The 21,106-nt window shown below is 55.2% G+C and carries 17 protein-coding genes; 12 read left to right on the top strand and 5 right to left on the bottom strand.

What is annotated here, in order from left to right; translation table 11 throughout:
* Positions 1-530 precede the first annotated feature (530 nt).
* The 3 genes from KOE80_RS10090 to KOE80_RS10100 all read left to right on the top strand — a co-directional run bounded on the left by KOE80_RS10090 (position 531) and on the right by KOE80_RS10100 (position 4,075).
* Positions 531-1,898, top strand: coding sequence for a diguanylate cyclase (locus KOE80_RS10090; protein ID WP_226349046.1), 1,368 nt, complete (start codon positions 531-533; stop codon positions 1,896-1,898).
* Between the two features lie 219 nt (positions 1,899-2,117).
* Entirely contained in the window at positions 2,118-2,966 is an 849-nt protein-coding gene (gene asd, locus KOE80_RS10095; protein WP_042485187.1) for an archaetidylserine decarboxylase, read from the top strand.
* 107 nt (positions 2,967-3,073) lie between these two features.
* Positions 3,074-4,075, top strand: a complete 1,002-nt coding sequence (locus KOE80_RS10100) for a DUF4105 domain-containing protein (protein ID WP_226349047.1) — start codon at positions 3,074-3,076, stop codon at positions 4,073-4,075.
* Between the two features lie 216 nt (positions 4,076-4,291).
* Here the strand turns inward: KOE80_RS10100 and KOE80_RS10105 are convergent, their stop codons facing one another.
* The gene (locus KOE80_RS10105) at positions 4,292-5,209 is read right to left on the bottom strand and encodes a pyridoxal-phosphate dependent enzyme (RefSeq protein WP_226349048.1); all 918 of its coding nucleotides are present in this window, start codon (positions 5,207-5,209) and stop codon (positions 4,292-4,294) included.
* 561 nt (positions 5,210-5,770) lie between these two features.
* On the opposite strand from KOE80_RS10105, the gene KOE80_RS10110 reads away from it, so the two are divergent.
* The 4 genes from KOE80_RS10110 to KOE80_RS10125 all read left to right on the top strand — a co-directional run bounded on the left by KOE80_RS10110 (position 5,771) and on the right by KOE80_RS10125 (position 9,404).
* Entirely contained in the window at positions 5,771-6,124 is a 354-nt protein-coding gene (locus KOE80_RS10110) for a MarR family transcriptional regulator (RefSeq protein WP_021447165.1), read from the top strand.
* Between the two features lie 269 nt (positions 6,125-6,393).
* Positions 6,394-7,182: a PhzF family phenazine biosynthesis protein gene (locus KOE80_RS10115; RefSeq protein ID WP_226349049.1), complete on the top strand. Its 789-nt coding sequence runs from the start codon at positions 6,394-6,396 to the stop codon at positions 7,180-7,182.
* Between the two features lie 163 nt (positions 7,183-7,345).
* Complete coding sequence (locus tag KOE80_RS10120) at positions 7,346-8,371, top strand: hypothetical protein (protein ID WP_226349050.1); 1,026 nt, start codon at positions 7,346-7,348, stop codon at positions 8,369-8,371.
* Between the two features lie 280 nt (positions 8,372-8,651).
* Positions 8,652-9,404, top strand: a complete 753-nt coding sequence (locus KOE80_RS10125; protein WP_042485171.1) for a DUF4880 domain-containing protein — start codon at positions 8,652-8,654, stop codon at positions 9,402-9,404.
* Between the two features lie 27 nt (positions 9,405-9,431).
* Here the strand turns inward: KOE80_RS10125 and KOE80_RS10130 are convergent, their stop codons facing one another.
* Positions 9,432-12,734, bottom strand: a complete 3,303-nt coding sequence (locus tag KOE80_RS10130) for an autotransporter domain-containing protein (protein WP_226349051.1) — start codon at positions 12,732-12,734, stop codon at positions 9,432-9,434.
* 282 nt (positions 12,735-13,016) lie between these two features.
* Between KOE80_RS10130 and KOE80_RS10135 the strand changes: the two genes are divergently transcribed.
* Positions 13,017-13,439 (top strand): hypothetical protein, encoded by a 423-nt coding sequence (locus KOE80_RS10135; protein WP_226349052.1) that lies wholly within the window; start codon positions 13,017-13,019, stop codon positions 13,437-13,439.
* Between the two features lie 126 nt (positions 13,440-13,565).
* Here the strand turns inward: KOE80_RS10135 and KOE80_RS10140 are convergent, their stop codons facing one another.
* Entirely contained in the window at positions 13,566-13,955 is a 390-nt protein-coding gene (locus KOE80_RS10140; RefSeq protein ID WP_042485165.1) for a DUF6180 family protein, read from the bottom strand.
* A gap of 190 nt (positions 13,956-14,145) precedes the next feature.
* A complete protein-coding gene (gene dinD / locus KOE80_RS10145; protein ID WP_226349053.1) occupies positions 14,146-15,021 on the bottom strand; it encodes a DNA damage-inducible protein D in 876 nt (291 codons plus the stop codon).
* A gap of 346 nt (positions 15,022-15,367) precedes the next feature.
* On the opposite strand from dinD, the gene KOE80_RS10150 reads away from it, so the two are divergent.
* The 4 genes from KOE80_RS10150 to KOE80_RS10165 all read left to right on the top strand — a co-directional run bounded on the left by KOE80_RS10150 (position 15,368) and on the right by KOE80_RS10165 (position 20,498).
* Entirely contained in the window at positions 15,368-16,417 is a 1,050-nt protein-coding gene (locus tag KOE80_RS10150) for a Fic family protein (RefSeq protein WP_226349054.1), read from the top strand.
* 43 nt (positions 16,418-16,460) lie between these two features.
* The gene (locus tag KOE80_RS10155; RefSeq protein ID WP_319002410.1) at positions 16,461-18,827 is read left to right on the top strand and encodes a TOTE conflict system archaeo-eukaryotic primase domain-containing protein; all 2,367 of its coding nucleotides are present in this window, start codon (positions 16,461-16,463) and stop codon (positions 18,825-18,827) included.
* A 129-nt stretch (positions 18,828-18,956) separates the two neighbouring features.
* The gene (locus KOE80_RS10160; protein ID WP_226349055.1) at positions 18,957-20,141 is read left to right on the top strand and encodes an STY4528 family pathogenicity island replication protein; all 1,185 of its coding nucleotides are present in this window, start codon (positions 18,957-18,959) and stop codon (positions 20,139-20,141) included.
* A 72-nt stretch (positions 20,142-20,213) separates the two neighbouring features.
* Positions 20,214-20,498 carry a HigA family addiction module antitoxin gene (locus tag KOE80_RS10165; RefSeq protein WP_226349056.1) on the top strand — a complete coding sequence of 95 codons (285 nt, stop codon included), beginning with the start codon at positions 20,214-20,216 and terminating at the stop codon, positions 20,496-20,498.
* Positions 20,499-20,867: 369 nt separating this feature from the next.
* Here KOE80_RS10165 and KOE80_RS20315 read toward each other — a convergent pair whose 3' ends face one another.
* Positions 20,868-20,993, bottom strand: a complete 126-nt coding sequence (locus KOE80_RS20315) for a hypothetical protein (RefSeq protein WP_264180239.1) — start codon at positions 20,991-20,993, stop codon at positions 20,868-20,870.
* Positions 20,994-21,106 lie beyond the last annotated feature (113 nt).

Raw genomic sequence — 21,106 nt, forward strand, 5'->3', positions numbered from 1 at the left:
GACCCGACCCGACCTGGCGTGATGTGGTGTGGCCAGCTACGGGCATATGGATCTGGATGTTTTCTCAGTATTGGATATAAACCCAGCTTCTTTCCTGGCCTGCTTCAGCTTCTTCAGCCTGGACATGCTTGATCGGGCCGTACTCAGTCCGGATACCGAGCGTGGCTTTTTGGCGATAGCGGGTAGTTTGTTTAGTCAGCTATCTGCTTTGACAGGACAATTTGCTCACCGAGGAACTTTCAGGGCGTTTGGGCCGACAAAGCCTTGGGTTTGAATTGCAGATCGCCGTCAAAGTAAGGCGGAACAGGCGTTTGCTTGCGTGCAAGGACAGCGTGTTGCTGCGCTGGTCGGTGGAATCATCCATTTATCTTTAAGGGGTATGTTTTTTCCTTGTGAGCAGCAGGGGTATTCTCCTGCTAGCCCGAGGCTTGTATCGCTATAAGAAATAGCGCGAAATCTCCCCTCATGTAACAATTGCCGCCAAGGCTGTTTAATCCTTAAGCATCGTCTCGCTACTCACCCCGTACTTCATGTCTCAACCGAATATCGAAGAAGCCGCTCAGGACTGGCACGGCTTGCTCCAGAAAGTGCCCCTGGCGGTCCGTGCTCATGTGCTGACTATCACTCAAGATAACCAGGACGAGCTTGCAACCCATTTTTATACGCATATGCTCAAGCACCCTGCCGCGCAGGTGTATCTGTCGCATGAACAGGTACACAAGCGTTTGCATCGTTCCTTGCGCAGTTGGTTGGTTCAGCTGTTTTCGGTGGATGAACACAGTGATATGCAGGATCAGGTCAAGCTGCAAAATCAGGTTGGCGAGGTCCACGCCCGGGTCGGGGTGCCAGTTCATCTGGTGCTGCGTGGTGCACGCTTGCTCAAGGGGCGTTATGCCCGTTTTTTATTTGAGTCTTCGACTATCAGTTCCGAGCAGGCCTGGGAGTGCTATCGATATATTCAGAACTTTATTGATCTGGCGATGGAGCTGATGAGCCATGCCTACGCCAATTCGCGCGAGCGTAAATCCCGTGCTGAAGAGTCTTATCGCCTGTTTGCCATTGTGCAGAATGTGGCGGCCGAACGTGGCCGGCAGCGTGCCGCACTGCTGGATTGGGAAAACCTCTTCATGTTTGCAATGGCCGTTAACAATGGTGTGACGCCAGCCCCGCGGATTGGGGACTCGGACTTCGGTATCTGGTTCAAGCATAAGGGCGCCCATGCCTTTCAGGGCACGGTAGAGAGCCGTGAAATCCTGGATCTGATGAACGTGATTGATACCGAGCTGATGCCAGCTTTTGAGCAAGGGGACGCGAAAGGGCAGATTCTGCGCTTGCACGAGCTGCGGGATCGAACCCGCGCGATTGGCTTGCATCTGGATCGCTTGTTTGAGCAGCAAAACGAGCTGGAGTCTGGTCGGGACGTGCTGACCCGCCTACTAAGCCGCAAATACCTGCCTGTCGTGCTTAGCCGGGAAGTGGGCTATGCCCAGCAGCGCGGGTTGCGTTTTGCCCTGCTGGCCGTGGATATAGACTTTTTCAAACGTGTCAATGACACCTATGGGCATGACGCGGGCGATCGTATCCTGCGCCAGTTTGCCGAGCTGCTTAGCAATAGCGCTCGCGCCGGTGATTATGTCTTCCGCCTTGGGGGGGAGGAGTTCCTGCTGGTACTGGTTGATGTGGATGCGGATGGAGCGATGCGTGCCGCCCGTAACTTGCGTCTTCGCATTCATGCAGAAACCTTCAGGGTTGTGGATGGAGAAAGCATGAACATCACGGCCAGTATTGGCGTGGCCTTGTATGATGGCCACCCCGATTACGAACGTACACTGCGCCGGGTTGACCGCGCCTTGTATCAGGCGAAAGAAGAAGGCCGTGACCGGGTCGTGTACGTTTGACCGGACAGGCTGATCCGCCCTTTTATGTCGTATGGCGGCAACCTGTGCTACAAGTGCGTATTGTTTTGTTCCTGCCAGTGTTTGGCGCCTGATTCTGGACTGTGCGTGGCCTTTGAAGCGATGCTCCCGGCCTGATGTGGTGCGCCAGACACAATTACATTGAATGGCATAGACGCTTTGGCCTCAGGCTGAAGCAGGATTTGTTTGCGAGCTGATTTTATGCATCCCCGTTTGGCTGTTCTTCCCCAGTACCTGCTCCCTAAACAGGCTCTGACCGAGTTTCTAGGCGGCTTGGCCTCCAAGCCCATGGGTGGGCGTACGACCTGGGCTATCAAACGCTTTATCGACCGCTACCAGGTCGACATGAGCGAGGCGGAAAACTCCGATCCAGCCAGCTACACCACCTTTAACGAGTTCTTTGGCCGTGCCTTGCGTCCGGGCGCCCGCCCTATCGCAGATACGGCACTGGTCAGCCCTGTCGATGGTGCGATCAGTCAGCTGGGTTTGATTCAAGGTGCCGAGGTGTTCCAGGCAAAAGGCCACAGCTACTCCACGACAGCGTTGGTTGGGGGTGATGCCCAAGAGGCTGCCCGCTATCAGGATGGGCTGTTTGCGACCCTGTACTTAAGTCCTAGCGACTATCACCGGGTGCACATGCCCTGCGCAGGTGTGCTCAAGCGCATGATTCATGTGCCGGGTGATTTATTCTCGGTCAATCCCACGACAGCGCGTGGTGTTCCCGGCCTGTTTGCCCGTAACGAACGTGTGGTCTGCTTTTTTGATTCCGAGCAAGGCCCTTTCGTCCTGGTGTTGGTGGGGGCGACGGTAGTGGGCAGTATGGTCACTGTCTGGCATGGTGTGGTGAATGCCGCGCGCGATGGCAAGATTCGCGAATGGAATTACGAAGGTCAGAATATCGTCCTGGAAAAGGGACAGGAAATGGGCCGATTCCTGCTGGGGTCTACCGTGGTGATGCTGTTTCCCAAAGAAAGCGCGTATCGCTTCGATCCAAGCTGGCAGCCGCAAGGCGTGATCCGCCAAGGTCAGGCGATGGGCTATCAGGGCTAAACCCTGTTTCCCTGTGAATAAAACCTGTGTTCAAGTGGACACAGGTTTTTTTTTGGGCTGTTCAGCGGTTAAAAGCAATCTGTATTCAAGATGTTTGTGGAGTGAGTATGAAAAGGTGGGGGACGATGGTGATCAAGACTTTGGTCCTGTTATTGGTCTTGACAGTAGCGGCCTGGGGGACGCTGGCACTGCAATTTCAGCTGTCGGCAGGTTTGGGACGCTGGCTGGCACTGGCCGGCTGGGTAGCGGTGGCTATATTGAGCCTGTATGCCCTGAGCAAGGGCAAGAACTGGCTCTTTGTACCTCAGGCGCTGGGCTTTCTGGTGCTGGTGGGCTGGTGGAGCAGTATTGCGCCCAGCAATGACCGGGAATGGGCACCTGATGTAGCCAGAATGAGCTATGGCGAGGTAAATGGTTCAGTGGTGACTCTGCACAATGTGCGTGACTTTAACTGGCGCAGCGAGACCGATTTTGACGAGCGCTGGATAAAGCAGGACTACGATTTGCAGACGATCAAATCGGTAGATATGTTTCTGTCGTACTGGATGGGCCCGGTCATTGCGCATACCTTGGTGTCCTTTGGCTTTGAGGACGGTCGCCATGTGGTGTTCTCAGTAGAGATCCGCAAGGAAAAGCATGAGGCTTTTTCTGCCATCGGTGGCTTCTTCAAGGACTTTGAATTAAGCCTGATTGCGGCGACCGAACAGGACATTGTGCGCACCCGCAGCAATGCTCGTGGTGAGGACGTGTACATGTACAGCGTGGATTTAGACAAACCCGCCATGCAGGCCCTGTTCTTGTCTTATGTGGAGCAAGGCCAGCAGTTGCAGACCACTCCCCGCTTCTACAACACCTTGACGGCTAACTGCACCACCATTGTTTACGACATGGTCTCCAAGATTGTGGATGGTGTGTCTTGGGACTGGCGCGTGCTGGCCTCGGGCTATTTGGCTGAGTATGTGTATGGTCTGAATGCTTTGGCCTCAGGCCATAGCTTCCAGGAACTGAAGCGGCTGGGCTATATCAATCCCAGGGCTTTGTCGCAGCAGGAAGGGCAGGATTTTTCAGCCCTGATTCGACAGAATTTGCCTCTGGTAAAGCCTTTTTAAGGCTGTTTTAGGTGCTTTTGTTCCACGTGAAACATATGTTTTACTTTTTATGCTCTGATAATTAGATCATTTTCAGAATGAGAAATAAACAAAAAAAACCATCATATTATTTTCACATGATGGGGTTTTTTTAGACTATTTTTCGTGCTTACAAGAATGGAGTGTTTGTATAAAAAAAGTCCGTTTTTTTAATGTCCGAGTTCTGCCAAGGCAGGCTCAAGGTGTGGCCCGCCACTGCACCAACTGCTCCAGCGTCATGGTGTTACCACCACACACAACAACCAGAATGTTTTTATAAGGTGCCAGTGCCTCGTGGTCCAGGTACAAGGTCGACAAAGCCGCGCCGCATGCGGGTTCGACCAGAACGCGGTGGTCGGTCAGAAAACGCAAGCACGCGCTGACGGCCTGGGCATCACTGACCTGAATGCAGGTGGTGGGATGGGATTGGCTGATGGCATAGGCCTGGTCACAAACCCGTGGAGCCCCCAACGAGGTGGCGACTCCGCTTACTTCGTCTAGCGTGATGTGCTGACGTTGTCGCACCGACTCGCCCAGGCTGGCCGTGCCCTCGGTTTCCACAGCAATAATGGTGGTCTTGTCCCAACCCTGTTCTCGCAGACCTTGCGCGACACCGCTTAGCAAGCCACCTCCCCCTACCGCCAGCAAGACGGCATCGGGTTGCACGCCCATTTGGGCGACTTCAGCAATCAGGCTGGCGTGGCCTTCCCACAGCAAAGGATCGTCAAAGGGATGAATCAGGGCATCGTCTTCTTGCACCAGGGGCAGTGCATATTCATGCGCTTCATGCCAGTTCTTGCCCACCACGTGAAGCTCGGCTTTCTCCCGTTGAATCAAGCGTCTGGCGTGTTCGCTGGTGCTTTCGGGAACGACAACAACAGTAGGTATGGTCAGGCGGCGTCCCGCATAGGCAACGGCAATTCCCGCATTGCCGCCTGAAGAAATGATGAAGCGCTTCTTTCCTTGCTGGGCATGGTGCTGGCACAAGTGGCCAATTCCGCGAATTTTGAATGAACCGCTAGGCTGAAGCGCATCCATTTTCAACCAAATTTGTTTACCAAGTGGATCGCTCAAGGCGTGTGAATAAATAAGTGGTGTCTCAAGGTGAAGAATCATTTCTTATCGTTCCAGATTTTATAGTGATCTGAGGGGGAGCATGGGACGCTCAGAGCCCTGTTCACCACATTTTATCGGTCTGAAACTCGTGTGGCTAAAGTTCTTGGGCGGTGTTTTGTGTCTGTCAGAGCATGCAGGCAGAAAATTGTTTGTAAAGGATGTGTATATCAAAGCCCCCGGTTTTGTAACTGCACTGGTTCCTGGTGCCAAGTCTCTTAATTAGCGTTTAATGTGAGGCAACTTACTATCTACCTGCTTGTCTGCACCTACTTACAATTTCGCTTCTTCCGGAGCGTAGTGTTCAAGCTAAATCAAGGGCTTATCTGATAAAATTCCAGACAAATCGCCCGACTCAAGACCCCTTTCCGCAGGGAATTCAGGCCCGGTCTTAAGCGTTTAATTTTAGGTGCATGATAAGCGCCAAAACTCATTCCAATCACTCGGGCCATAAAGCAGGGTTGTTTTTTGCTTTGCCTGATCGGAATAAAAACAATAATAACCAGAACTTATTTCTAGAAAAGACGCTGTTGTAGCGGCTCTTAAAGGAATAAAGATTTTGTTATGAAAACTGCCACCAGACCTGCTGATATTTATATGCGTTTTTTGCAGCTCGCCGATTCGCTGCATACCCTGCCTTGCCTGCCCTGCCTGGACCCGCTTGAAGAGCGCATCCTAGTGCTGGTTGCCAAGGCTTCGAAAGACTGTTTGCGTTTGTCGGTACGCGATGTCATGGCCGTAGAGCGGCTGGGATCGCCCGCGACCATACACACCCGACTCAAGTCCATGCGTGAGAAAGGCTGGATCGTCCTCAGTGACACGGAAGACACACGCCGCAAGCAAGTCGACTTGAGCCAAGCTGCCCTGCTGCATTTTGATCGACTTTCTGCCTGTCTTTTAGAAGCGGCCAATGTCTGACTGCACAAATGACGCGCTGCGTCGTTGTGTGTAATGGCAGGACTGGAAAAATAAGCTTTGGCGCTTGCGCTAATAAGCTGGACGCGCTCGGGTCCAGATAATGGAATGCAAACAAGCGTTTGCCGAAAGCGTACGCGTGCTCGGCGCTTAAAAAAACGAAATGGGCTGGCTGTATTAAAACAGGCCCCTATTCCATAGATTTACCTGCCTTCAAAGAGTCTATTTTTCTATACTGAGGACTCACCTTGAATTCCATGCCTGGAGGCAGAATGCGCTTACCTATCTATCAGGTTGATGCCTTTACCGACACCTTGTTTGCGGGCAATCCTGCCGCTGTCGTGTTGTTGTCCGAGTTCCCTGACGATGCCCTGATGCAGTCGATCGCGCGGGAGAACAATCTGGCTGAAACTGCCTTTCTGGTGCCGCAAGGCCCGGACTTTCGCTTGCGTTGGTTCACCCCCACGGTAGAGGTGCCCTTGTGTGGTCACGCTACCTTGGCCAGCGCTGCTGTCGTGCTGCAGCATATGCGACCACAAGATAGCCAGGTGGTGTTTCACACGTTGAGTGGTGCCTTGACGGTGCGCCGTGACGAGGCAGGCTATGTCATGGATTTTCCTGCACGCCCGCTTACTCGTGTGGATGACGATCCCAGGTTGGAAAAAGCCTTGGGGACCAAGATTACGCAACTGTGGCGTAATGACTTTACCCATTTGGCTGTGGTGGAAACAGAGGAGCAGGTGCGACAGCTGCAGATAGATACGGCAGCCATGATGGCGGTCGGTTATGAAGGATGTATTGTGACTGCGGCGGGCTCGGGCCAGTTTGATATTGTCAGTCGCTTTTTTGCGCCCGGTCACGGCATTGAAGAAGATCCCGTGACGGGTTCGGCTCACTGTGCCTTGTTGCCTTATTGGGCGCCTCTTTTGGGAAAAAAACAGTTGCTGGCCTATCAGGCTTCCGAGCGTGGGGGCGTGCTGGACTGCACCTTGGATGGCGATCGCGTCTTTCTGAAGGGTCAGGCCGTCATGTATATGGAAGGCTATATACAGGTCGCTTAAGGCAGTACTGAATGGTTTAAACAGGCACAGCGGCGCGGTGCCTGTATTGGTAACGCATCTTCGCTTTTTTATCGTTCTGCCCTGTCAGCGCTGTAGTCAGCAAGACTAGCCATGTATTTTTCGGCTTTCTTTATTGCGACTTTTTATGATTTTTTGATCTCTTATGATTCCTGTCGCTCCATTTTCTTTGATTTTCTTGCTGATCATTACGCTTGGGCCACTTGCACTGTTTATTGTGCTGGTCTGGGCTGTTTTGCTTTTAGTGCAGCCACAGCGCCGGGCAAACTTCAAGAAAAAACCCTGGCCAAGAATACTGTTTTTGCTTCCCTTGTTGGTATTGGCGGCTTATTACAGCGTTTTTCAATGGGAGAGCTACCAGTTTGAAAAAAAACAGCGACAGGAGCTGGCTAGCCGACAGCATGTTTTAAAAGAACCAGGCCGCTTTGCCGGTGTTGATATGCCCACTGGAACAGAGTTGGAGCTGAACGTGTGGGGTGACCCGGACAGCGTGTCATGGGCCCGTTTTCCAGAGGCGGTGATGGTGGGCAATGCTCCTGTGCTGTCCTTCGAGCGCCCCCGGCCCGATCTGCAAAACTCCAGCTGGAAACTGCATCTGGCAGGCGATGCAACGCTGGAGGGTTGGCAGTGTGATGGCAGTCAAGTAATTGAAATGGAACAGGATTCTACGGTGGATACCGGCTTTCGCTTTGTCAGCTGCTTTTTGAGTAAAGGGAACCGGATTACAGGCTGGAGTCCCTATGCGGCGGCTTCCAATATGAGTTCTGCTCCGGACTTCATTCTGGATTTGCCTGCTGGAACCTTGGTTCAGTCCCGACCCGACGGGACCTTGTACACCAATGGAGAGCGGGATCAGGATCGCTGGATGCTGCGCGTTGAGGCAGAGGGTTTACAGGTTCATGCCTGGAATTTGCCTTTGGAACGTGCCTATTTCTCAGTCGATAAAAATAAAGATCTTCTTTATCTCTCTCAAGCGCGGCTGGCCCAGGAAATTCAATTCGGTGGATTTACCTATCCAGCTGGTACTCGGGTATCCACACCCAACTATCGTTTTTACCCGCAGTGGCCTCTTTTATTGAAAATGGTATTACCGGCCGGTGAGGGTTCGGATCAAGGTAAAGAACAATTCCACGAGTTGCCTGGTGGCCAGATTTTGGACGGATTTCACTAATTAACGGCCCGACCCAGGCTTTTTTTACCTGTAATCTGCATTTTTTTTGTAGTGAGTGTAATTAAATAAGGCGAATTTGTTTTGATTGGCTCAATTTGAGTTAATGTAAGCATTTGAAGCGATTGTATAAAATAAAAACGCATCGTTTTCAAAAGCAGGCAGCTAGAGAGTGGGTGGCTACTGGTTTCCTTTCCTGAGGTTTTGGTGCTGAGCGGCAGGAACATGCCGCCATTCGAGACCTCCCTATTGCTGGCGTGACTGAACAAGGTTAGATGCCGCTATGACGACATATCAAGGGGAGCTGCTGGAGCATACGCAGGCTCACGCACAGGCTGCGTATTGGTTCACTCGCTTGAATTCCGGCGAGGCGACTGCAGCCGAATTACGGGAATTTGAGGATTGGCGTCGTGACAATCCTGAAAATGAACGTTCATATCGATACATTTGTTATTTTTGTGACGCCAGCCTGGATGCGCCTGAGCATGAAATTCGCCGTTTATTGGCCAGCTCGGGGGAAAAGGCCGCCTTGCTCAAGCCTTATCACCGGGGTTTGCTGGCTGGCCTGTTTGTTTTGGCTCTGGCCCTGACCGTGTTTTTCTCCTGGCCGGAGCGGGTGCTGCGGCAAGAGCATCTGGTATCAGGTGCACAAATGCTGGAGCAACGCTTTGTGGATGGCGCTGTGGTGCGACTGGGCCCCGATTCGGCTCTTGAAATCCGCGAGTACGAGGACAGGCTGAATTTGCAGCTGTTACGCGGCCAGGTCACGTTGCTGCTGGCTGACCCCACACAAAAGAGCGTGACGGTCTTTACCAGCTTTGCACAGGCACGTAGCAACAAAGGGCAGTTCTCGGCCTTTCTGGACAGCGATCATATGAAGTTTGCCGTGGATACTGGTTCGGTCGAAGTCTCCAGTGGAACATGGTGGCGCCGACAGATTCGGGTTTTGATTCCCGGTCAGTATATTGATGTGGATCGATGGTCTGGCATGAAACGGGTTCAACCCGCTCCTGCATCTCCCAATGAGGCCGACTAACAGTCGGCCTCTTGCATTTCAGGATGGTTAGAACATCCAGTTCAGGAACAATTTACCGTTTATATCCGCACGGCTATCCCCCAATAAACGGGTACTGGCCGATAGCCCTAAACGCAGACGCTCGGATTGCTGCAAGCTGATGCTGGTTCCCAGCGACAAGGCATGGCGATCCACTCGTGCATAACACCCCTCAAAACCTACCGATTGGGCACTGGCAAAAGCCGCTTCCTGAGTCTGATTGCGGCTTAGCAAAGCCTGCTCCCAAGCTACTGAGAAGGATGTTTGCAGTTGGCGATTCTGGCTTAAATCCCAGTTCTGACGCAGGGCCAGGCCCACAGAGGCCTGCAAGGCGTTTTGACGGCTGGAGTCCAGGCGCAGACGACTGGCGGCATCGCCACTTTCTTCCAGTCCTGGGCGACGGTAATGGAGGTAATCCAGAGCCAGAACCGGCCCGATGCTGCCGTTTTCACCCAGTGCCCAGTTGTAGCCAGTCTGTATCCCCAGCGAGACGGTATGGCCGGTCCAATCCGACGCAGGGCGCGCCTGATAGTCTGCGAAGCTGATATTGCGGTTCATCTTCCCCTGCTCAATACCTACACGTATTTGAGCCAGACCAGTCCAGCCTTCCTGGCTGTAAGCACGATAGCGGGCATGTACACCCAGGCCCAAACCAGTCAGCTTGCTCTTGGCCTGGAACGGAGCGTCGACATTGACGCGCTGCTCGTTGGCATTGCCGTGCACGCCCAGGCTCCAGTCATTGCCTTCAGCGCGGTGTTCCGCTCCCAGCATCACTCCATAGGTTTCGCTGCGGTGATCAACATCGTTGCTGCCCAGCTGCCAGTGATAGCGACCGCCATAGGTCTGGATGAAGCTTTGCCAGCCGCTCTTGTTGATACCGTCGGTTTGGCGCAGTTGTTCGGATACCAATTGCTCGCGGCGCAAGGAGGCGGCGGTTTGGGCGGCGTAGGAACCAGCACTTAGCTGATCCAGGGCCAGACCAATATCGCTGCCATCTGCACGCGAGAAGTCCATGGCTTGATACACGGCCGCCAGGGACTGATTACCTGCGAAAGCCTGTGCCAGGCTGGTACCAACAGCGGCGGCATTGGGCGATGCTGCGTACTGGGCATACGCATTCTGATTACGGCTGACAGTCCAGCCATTGCCTGTACTTTCTACATTCAGGGTGGGGGATGTCAGCGTGGCATTGAGCGCAGCAAACTGCCCTTGTGTCTGGCTGGCGGTGAACACCTTGTCCTGATTCAATGTCCAGCCGTTTTGATACCAGTCTGGCTGCAGATCCACGGTCAACTCGCCATCGAGCTGAGCCAGGCCCTGCACATCAACATGATCATTCTGGGTGGTCGAGGCCTCCACCAGAATGCGGCCATCGGCACCTTGGACAAAATTGCCCTTGATCGTCATGTTCCCGTAGGAGTTCCCCGGGCTGAGTGTACCGTTATTGGTGAAGTTGTATTCAGGGTTGAGGGTGAATTCGCTATTGCCATACAGGGTTGCGCCCTGATCCACGCGCAAGCCGTACAGCTCATGCTGGCCATTCAAGGAAGTGGCGCCCCCGGCAATGACGACAGCCAGATTGTTTTGGCCTTTGATATTGCCGTCATAACGCATCTGAAAGTCGGGGTCAGCCGCATTGGTGGCACGACCATTTTCATCGGCCTTTTGACCAAAGCTGATACGGGTCAGCAGCAGTTGCTGGTCGGCGTCGCGGCGGTTGTAATCCGAGGTAATGTCACCTGTGATTTGTGCGCCCTGCAGAATATTGATGTTCTGTACCCAGGCATTGTCCGCGATATGGATGGCCGCCTTCTGACCCGACAAGGTGCCGGACAAATCGTAATTACTGACCAAGGCACCTTGCAATATTTCCGGTACAGCGCGTAGCTGGCCTTTAGCCATGAGCATCCAGGAGCCATGATATTCATCGTCGCTGCCCATGGCGTTCTGGCCGAAATCAAACAAGGCCCCGACGCCATCCTGGCCATCTGCCCGGACCTCACCTTGCTGGACAATATTGTGATGGCGGCCATAGCTGAACTGCAGGCCACGACCATACCAGCCGTGGGCATGAATACGCGTCGCCTCGGGAATGATGAGCGTGTTTTCGCTACCGTCCACACGTACGCCTACCCCTCCTGGCCCGGCTGTCAGCAGATCCGCCGCCTGGCGAATGAGGTTGCGTTCGCCATAAATGTGCAGGCCCAAGCCTTGTGTGGCCATGTTGTATTGACCAGGCAGGTAGGCCGTGCCGTCTTCATTGCGTGCAAAGTAGCCATTGGTATTGTTCAGGGTGACGTTGTCCCCGTAGACCGAATAGCCAAAGAAGTTGCGGCGATCAATGCTCAGCCCGATATCCTGCAAGGCGGCAATTTCAGCTTCCATCAGGTTCACGTAATTGCGATAGGTCTGATGGCTCATCAAGCTGTTGCGCAGCTCGGTGTGGCTCATGTAGTTGCGGTCCACTCCATCCTGGGGCTGGTCGTGGAAGTTCAGGATGCTGACGGGAATGCCCGGCATAGCGCCATTCAGAACTTCCTGTACGTGATCGCCGGTGAAATAGCCCTTGTCCTGGCGCAGGTCAAAAGCGGCAGGATCATATGGGTTGGTGCAGACCGAGCACAGGATTTTCTGCCCGGGGCTGGGGGCTCGACCCTGGTCATCGCGCAAGCCCAAGGCCCAGGGGCTAAGGTCATCCAGGAAGAAGGGATCGGGTGGATCAAAGCTGTTTTCAGGCAGGTTGTCTGTGACGGTATTGCTGATGCCCAAAGCATGGGCCAGCTCGTGGAAAATCACTGCGTTGTAGTCAGCCTTGCCCGTCAAGGGCAGTTGGCTGGGGTTGACCGGAGCCGTATCCAGATCAAGCTTGCCGACGCTGATAACGGCATCGGGGTTGGTCGGACCGCCCTTGAAGATTCCCTGCAAGCGTGCTTGCAAGGCCGAGATGGTGAAGTTGGGGTGATCAGTGCTCTGGAGTGACGCACCGTAGGCATTGGCGTTCTCGTCATTCATGGTGCCCAGGTTGATCACAGCCGGTGTGTAGCCCGCCGGCAGATTCAGGATTTCGGCCCAACGCCCCAGTGCGGCACGAATTTTCAGCCGACCATTCTCGTCAATATTCCAGGGGGAAACGCGTGGAGTGGATTGATCCGACGTATCGTAACCGCCATCATCAGGCCCATGGATTCTCAACTCAAAGGCTTGTTGACCTTGTTGGTTCAGAATGAATTCTGTCTCGTAGGCATAAGCGCTGCTGGCCCAGCTCAGGGCCAACAGAGTGTGGCCTAGTAGTGCTTTGATTTTGAAGTCCATGGGGTTCAGATAAAGAGAAGACGATGGTTAGGGGGGGCACTTTTCGTATAAAAGTAAATAAAAGTGTCTTTTCTTTCTACTTATTTCTGAGCTGTGCCGAACAGCTGAGTAAAAGGCGCAACACTTGGTGCACCCATCACGGTAAAGAACTACCGGGTTTCAGCCGTAACCCTCTAGGGGATGATGTGTACAAGAGAGGAAAGTATGACCATAGAGATCAGTGGACAGGGTTTAATACATAGACAAACTATGCCTGTGGCCGAACCGTTAAACGCGTCGGCCATGACGCCCCCTGTGGTGCCCGAGCAGAAAGAGTCTGGTTCCATAGACGCATCGGGACGTATCAAGGTGCACCTGTCTCCCATGGGAAAAGATCTTTCCTTGACCAGTCAGCAAGCTCAAAAAAAAGGCCGCGACAAGGACATTGATGACAGCTCCTTGCCTGACGGCGTCAAGGACATACTTAAACGTATCCGTGACCTGAAAGAGCAAATTCAGCAAAAACTGATGGAGTTGCAGCGTATTCAAGCCAGCGACAAAGGTAGTGAAGCGGAAAAGAAACAGGAGCTGGAGCGCGTGCAAGGCGAGCTGACCAGTTTGAACGGTGCTCTGTCTAGTGCCCACGCCATGTTGAACAAGGTCATGGGCGACATTGAGCTGGATGGAGATAGCCGTATGGAAGTGGCAGATTTGTTGATGAAGTAAGAAGCCGTTCGACTGGCTTCGGGAGTCCTTGGGGGCGCGGGTGGTTTGTTCGGGCGTCAGCCTGTGTGAACCATTGACTGCGCCCTTTTTTGACTCTGGGCAGCCAGGGGCTGCCTTCACTGATGCTCAGGGCTGGTTGGCTACCGTCAAAGCCTGCGTAATTTTGTAGTTGAGCTGATGTGGAGACATCAAATCGGCTGTGACGGGTGCCTTGGTGTGAATGATGTAGGCAGTCGAGGGGTTCAAATCAAGGCAATACACCACCAGCGAGCCGGCTCCCATGGGGGCTGTGCCAATATAAACCCCTAACTGATCGTTGGCTCTTGAGTCATTGCGCTGCTGATAGCCCTCCCCGGCGGCTGTTTGCTGGACCGTATCCAGGCACTGGGCCACGCTGAGGCGGGAGATGGAACGCTGTTCTGCCTCCAGTTCCAGAGGCCGCAGTTCCTGAGCCTGTGCTGCCCACGCGCCATGAAGCAAAGCTGCCATCAGAACCCACTTGTTGAGTGTGTGCATGATGCCCTCCCGCAAGAGACGATGGAATGTCCAGCATAGTCCTGAACGCTAAGGGCGGGCTTTGATAGGGTTTAATTCAGGGATGAATTTCGGGTTTTTACTGAGGTGGGGGCCTGTTAGCAATAGCCGGGATAGGGCATGTATCCGGACGTCGGCCTGAAGAAGGTTTCAGGCTTTTTTCCTTTAGCTGCTAGTGTGGTTCCTGGCTTTTCTGCTTGTGGGCTGGAAGTTTCCCTGTTTGTTTCAGCAGTTTCTTTTCTTCTGTTTTGACGCGACGTTCCAGCTTTTTAATATCTTCCTCGGCAGGGAGCTGCTCAGGCCGGATACCGCGCTGACCCAGCATATCGCGCACGCTGCGGTTGTTTTGTTCATGCTCACGGGTGATCAACGTTTCACCATGCAGTTGCTCTTGCGTGACGTTGTGGTTCGTCATCTCCGTGGCAAGGTTCTTGGCGGCAATGGTTAGCGTAGGCAGAAAGTCAGCCAAGGGGTGGGTTTGAGTAACGCCGTAGCGGTCTTTCATCATCTGGGTGGTGTGACCACCAAATAGTGCCGCATCCCCTTTGGATCGGATGCGGCCAAAGCCTTTGTCGTCTACCCCATGTTCATAGAGGTTTTGCGATAGCGTCCTTTCGGACTCGCGAAGGCGTTCGCGGGCATCCAACCCGGCCTGCAGACGCATGCGGTCTTCAATCAACTCCTGCTTGCGGGTTTGAATGGCGAAGTAGCTTTGAGCAAAGGCAATGGCCGGCTTGCGTGGGTCGCCGTTCTGGGCGATGAGGTAGCAGGCATAGCGGGTGAGCATGATGTCTTCAACTGAGCGCTGTCCGCCTTTGCCGATTTCGATCATTTTCGTGACGCCACGAAAATGATCAGCCTCGTCGTAACCTGTTGTTTTACAAGACTCTACCGCCCTATCTATCGCTGTCTTGAAGTTCTCCCAGCGCACATAGCCCAAGGGCTCCATCAAGTCGCGAGCGAACCAGAACTCCACGCCTTCCTCTGGGATGGTGTGGCTCAAGTCGTCGAACTGGCTTGTCAGCTGTTTGATGTCTTGGGATTGCATTCGGTGTCTCCGGTTTGCACGGCACTTGCCATTACGTCGCTAAAAATCTTGCCGGGTTCTGGGACTGGTGCGATGAGACACTGAGGTTGTTCAGGCCTGCATCACTTCCCGATGCAGAAGGATCGCTTGAATTTTATCTTATTGATTCATATATATTATTTCTAATCACAAAATCCCACTTGGACCTATTCTTGGACCCACTGCTTCAGTGTATCCCTCGCTGGACTTCCATGGCGCGTGGTCTTCGCTTGTGGTCACTGTGCCTGCCCCAACAGGAATGGGCGTAAATGGGTTCCGAAATGGTTGGGAGTCATGATTGGGTGTAAATGGGTGTAATATTGGTTCCATGATCCGCACAGACACTCTCCAGATCACTACCGACATCCTGGGTCTGATCGCCGGGATAGACGAATTCAAGGGCGCGTGGCGTGCGCTAGGCACGCTGGCACCTGATCGGTTGTCGGCGCTGCGGCGGGTGGCCACGATCGAAAGCATCGGCTCTTCGACCCGTATCGAGGGCAGCAAGCTGTCGGACCGCGAAGTCGAGCGCTTGCTTGCCAACCTGCAGATCAAATCGTTCGAGACACGCGAAGAGCAGGAAGTCGCCGGTTATGCCGAGGTCATGGAACTGGTGTTTACGTCTTGGCAAGACATCTCGCTGACCGAAAACCATATCCGGCAATTGCACCGCGACCTGCTGACCTACAGCGATAAGGATGCCTGGCATCGCGGCAACTACAAGACCACCAGCAACAGCGTGGCAGCATTCGATGAACACGGCAAGCAGTTGGGTATTGTCTTCGATACTGCTACGCCTTTTGATACACCGCATCTAATGGCCGCATTGGTGACCTGGTTCAACGAGGAGCGCAGTAATGGTCGCCTGCATCCGCTGCTGCTCATCGGCATCTGGGTCGTGGTGTTTCTGGAGATTCACCCTTTCCAGGATGGCAATGGCCGTTTGAGCCGGGTACTGACCACCTTGCTGTTGTTGCAGTCCGGCTATGCCTATGTGCCGTACAGCTCATTGGAAAGCGTGATCGAGCAGAGCAAGGAAGCCTACTACCTGGCGCTGCGGCAGACACAAGGCAGCATCCGCACCGATGCGCCGAATTGGCAGCCTTGGCTGGTGTTCTTCCTGCGTGCGCTGTCCCAGCAGGTACGCCGCTTGGAGCGCAAGGTCGAGCGCGAGAAGCTGGTGCTGGCCAAGCTGCCGGAGCTGGCGCTACAGATCGTCGAATGCACACGCGAGCATGGCCGCATCACCATGGCCGAAGCCATTCGCCTGACCGGCAGCAACCGCAACACGCTCAAGCAGCATTTCCGGGCACTGGTGGAGCAGGGGCATTTGGTCCAGCAGGGGGGCGGGCGTGGGACGTGGTACGAGTTGCGCTAGTGGCGGGCAACGGTTGGGGTGAGCCAGCACGTGTGGAGGCAGTATGATGGACCACCGCGATGAGATCGCCCGCCTTCGTGCCGAGAACGCCCGCCTGGTCGCTCTGCTTGAATCGCACGGCATCGCTTGGCAAGCGCCTGCGCCGCTCAGCAAGCCTTCGGCCACCTTATCGCTGACTACTGACGAAAAAGTCGCGCTCTTTGGTCGGTTGTTCCGGGGCCGCATCGACGTCTATCCAGTCCGCTGGGACAGCAAGGCAGGCAAGAGCGGCTACTCGCCGGCGTGCGGGAACGAGTGGCGTCCTGGTGTCTGCGAAAAGCCTCGCATCAAATGCAGTGACTGCCGGCAGCGGCAACTGTTGCCGTTGACCGATCAAGTCCTTTTCGATCACCTGGCGGGACGCCATACCATCGGCCTTTATCCACTGCTGTCAGGCGACGATTGCCATCTGCTTGCTGTGGATTTCGACGAATCGGACTGGCGTGATGATGCCCGAGCCTTCGTTCACTCCTGTCGTGAGTTGGATGTTCCCGTAGCCCTGGAAATTTCTCGCTCTGGCAATGGCGCCCATGCCTGGATCTTCTTTGCTGGCCGTGTCGCCGCCCGCGATGCGCGCCGCTTGGGAGCGGCGCTTATCAGCCACACCTGCGCCCGTACGCGGCAATTGTCGCTGGGCTCTTACGATCGCCTGTTTCCAAATCAGGACACCCTGCCCAAAGGCGGGTTCGGCAACCTGATCGCCCTGCCACTGCAGAAGATGCCTCGTGAGCGAGGGGCAAGTGTCTTCGTGGACGACGCTCTGCAACCGCATCCGGACCAGTGGGCTTTTCTCGCCTCGCAGCAGTCAATGACACCGAACGACATTAAGCAAGCCATCTTGCGTGCTACCGACGGCTCTCATCCATTGGACGTCACCTTCGCCACCGATGACGACCTGCACGAGCCATGGAAGCGTTCGGCAGTGAGTCGGAAACGCTTGCTTGGTACGATGCCGACCTCACTCACATTGACCTTGGCTAATCTCATCTACATCGAGAAGGACGGGCTCCCGCAGGCATTGTCCAACCGGCTCATTCGTCTGGCCACGTTCGCCAATCCTGAGTTTCATCAGGCCCAGGCGTTGCGCTTGCCAGTCTGGAACAAACCGCGTCTGATCGGTTGCGCTGATAATTTCCCTCGCCATATTGCCTTGCCGCGCGGTTGTCTCGATGCCGTCCGCGATATGCTGCGTGAAAACGCTATTGGGTGTGAACTCCGGGACAAACGCTGCGGCGGCCAAGCCCTTGCTGTTGAGTTTGCAGGCCAACTGCGTGAGGACCAAGAGCAAGCCGTCAGGGCGATGCTCCGTTTCGATACCGGCATCTTGTGCGCACCCACTGCCTTCGGAAAAACCGTTACCGCCGCGGCACTGATCGCCCAGCGTGGCGTCAACACGCTGGTACTGGTGCATCGCACGGAACTGCTTAGGCAGTGGCAGGAACGGCTGCAGACTTTCCTGGGTCGCGGCAAGGAGATGGTCGGCGTGATTGGCGGCGGCAAGTCCAAACCGACAGGCCGCATTGACATCGCAGTCATGCAGTCCATACATCGGCAGGGAGAAACCAACCCCCTCGTGGAAAACTACGGACACGTCATCGTGGACGAATGCCACCACCTCTCCGCAGTGTCGTTTGAGGCCATTCTCAAACGTGTCCGCGCTCGTTACGTACTGGGGTTGACAGCAACACCAATCCGGCGCGATGGCCGTCAACCCATTTTGTTCATGCAATGTGGCCCGATCCGCCATACCGCTGCCAAACCGGCTGGTGCGCCACAGATGCTGGAGAGTGTGCCACGCTACTTGCCGGCGCGAATCGCATTTCCCGAAGATGCGGCCATTCAGGACATATTCCGCCAGCTTTCCAGCGATGTCACCCGTACCGCCACGATCGCCGACGAAATCGCGAAGGTTTTTGCACAGGGTGGCAAGGTGCTGGTCTTGTCCGAACGGACTGATCATCTCGATGCCTTGCATGCCGCTTTGGTCAGTCGTATCCGGCCCTTGTTCCTGCTGCATGGCCGCCAGTCGAAGAAACAACGCGCCAGCGTGATCACTGCCTTGAATGCATTGGATGCCGATAGCCCGCGCGTGTTACTGGCCAGTGGCAGATTGGTGGGAGAAGGCTTTGACCACCCGCCGCTTGATACGCTGGTGCTGACAATGCCGATTTCATGGAAAGGGACGCTGCAACAGTATGCTGGCCGTCTGCACCGAGAGCAGGCGGGAAAGCAGTGCGTGCGCATCATCGACTTCATCGACGCCGGACATCCTTCACTGCTGCGCATGTGGGAACGGCGGCAACGAGGTTATCAGGCAATGGGTTATCGGATGGTTGCAACGGGGGAATTGAACCTGGAATTGCCTGTGTAGAGCGAGTTTCTTGATTCGGCAATAAATACGGGTAGCGCGCAGTTCGGATTGTTTGCGGCGGCAGCGGTAATGCTGGGGTGAGATGACGGCTCCGTTGGCCATGTGGCCGATACCGACAGGAGCCTTGCCATGTCTCATCAACCTTCAGACATCATCACCCCGAAAGCCTTGTTGCTGGATGAGCGTCTTACGCCGCTGGAGCGCAATGCCTGGCTGACTTTCCGTGCGCTGGCCAGCAGCGATGGCACCGTAGTCCTCAGCTACGACGCTCTACGCAAATATCTGCCCAGCGCACCGGGCAGCAAGCAGGCTGCCCTTGAAACCGTGTCCAGGGCCGTGCTGTGCCTGCGGCTGTCCACATGGATTGCCCTGGTCGAATACCGTCGCAACCCCATGACCGGCTTCTCCATGGCCAGCCGTTATGCTGTGCGCAATCAACCGCTGACCTTCGTCGAAGCATGTCTGGAAGACGACGATTACCTGTCGTTGCTCGAACGGGCACTCAGCCATAGCAGTGCGGCGATTCGCCAGTTGGCTCGGTCCATCCTCGACGAGGCCTTGAGTCAGCCTGATGCGCTGGAGAGGTTGTCTGCTGCAGCGAGGCAGCGCATCGAACTGCTGCGGGGCAATGGCGATGACCCTGATCCAGGTAGCCCAAGTGGGTCAACGCCACCCGATGGTAGTGGTCCCGTCACGAACAGGTCTGTCGAAGCCAGGGACGGCATTCCGAAGTCCGCACCAGCATCCACTGCAACAGTACGTACAGTAGAAAAAGAAGTATTAAAAGAAGTACATACGCACCCGTCACAATCCGAAGTACATGTATCCGGGTCAGCTTTGCCGATCCGCTTCCGGCAACTGCCGCAGGATCAGCAGCAAATCCTCATGGCGCGTCTCAGGGGCTTGGCGTTGGAACAACGCCAGGCTGTGCTGGCGGAATGGGACGCGCGCTGCGCCTCGGGTGCTGTGCATAACGCCATTGCCTACCTGTACGGGCTGATCAAGAAGGCGGTGAGCGGGATGTTCAAGCTGTGGGCAGCGCGAAAGCCTGCTCCGCAGCAAACGCCAGCAACAGCAGCCAGTGGATTGCAGGTTTCGCCGCCTGTAGCCTCTGCATTTCCTGATGTCCCAGCCGTCAAACCGGCCTCTCGCGAGGTAGTGGAGCAGTCCTTGGCGCAGATTCGGCAAATCCTGCAGACGCCCGCAAAATCGGTTGGACAGATCATTGAGAGCATGGCGGGCAGTGGTGTGCTGCCCACTCGGCGCAAGGGAACGCACGTTACAGGAATGCTTGGATCGCTTGGCGCAACGTAAGGTCTGACCTTACACTGGAGGCTTGGTTAAACCGTGTTGTCGCTGGTCTCTATCACGGGGAGGTACCACGCTATGCCCATGCACAATCCACCGCATCCTGGCGAGTCCCTGCGCGAGGATGTATTGCCTGCGATTGGCCTGAGCATCACTGCCTTGGCCGAGCACCTGGGTTACTCCCGTGGCCAACTCTCCACTGTGTTGAATGGCCGTGCCGCCATTAGCGCTGATCTGGCCTATCGGCTGGAACTAGCGGGCTTAGGCAGTGCGGGCCAGTATCTGAATGAGCAGATCGCCTATGACCTGTGGCAGGCTCGGCAGCGGCCACATCCGCCGATCAAGCGTCTGCAGACACAGTGAAAGCGGCGGATGAGTGCGCCAGCCCTTGGTAGCAGAGGCTTGCTGCAGTGCCTGGCTCCGGTTATAGGGCCGTCACTGCCCACCGCAGTGACGGCCCGGCGAACTGCAGCAACAATACGGGTTGGCGCAGTACCGCATTGATTGCTGCGCACATGATGATGCCCCGGCACACTGGCCTTGCAATGACCTGCCGGTAGGTATGAACGCCGGAACCTTGGCGCGGGGCAGTAAGCGCCACATGGAGCATCGCCATGCTTTCCATGCCGTTCCCACACGGTTACCTCGATAGCGCAGGTTCCTGCAAGCGCTGATCCGGTTTGCCGGAAGGAACCATCCCAGGCACACCCCAGGCTCGTTCGGTGTGCCGCCCTACTCACGGGCAGAGCCTTCCTCATCTTCGGCGTGGTTCATCCCGCCAATCGTTGTCATCCAGTGCCAGTTGGCGCTTTGCCATGCATGGCGTTCATTGCCGGTCGTCCCGACCTGGCACGACATGCCTGCGCCCTTTTTCCATCACTCCACAGGAGGTATTTATCCCAGCACATCGCGTCGTCGTCCCTTGTAACTCCTCCGCCTGGTCTTCCTGCAGGAAGCGTGGCGGATGCCTC

The organism is Alcaligenes sp. 13f (assembly GCF_020496585.1).
GTDB classification, from domain to species: Bacteria; Pseudomonadota; Gammaproteobacteria; order Burkholderiales; family Burkholderiaceae_B; genus Alcaligenes; species Alcaligenes phenolicus.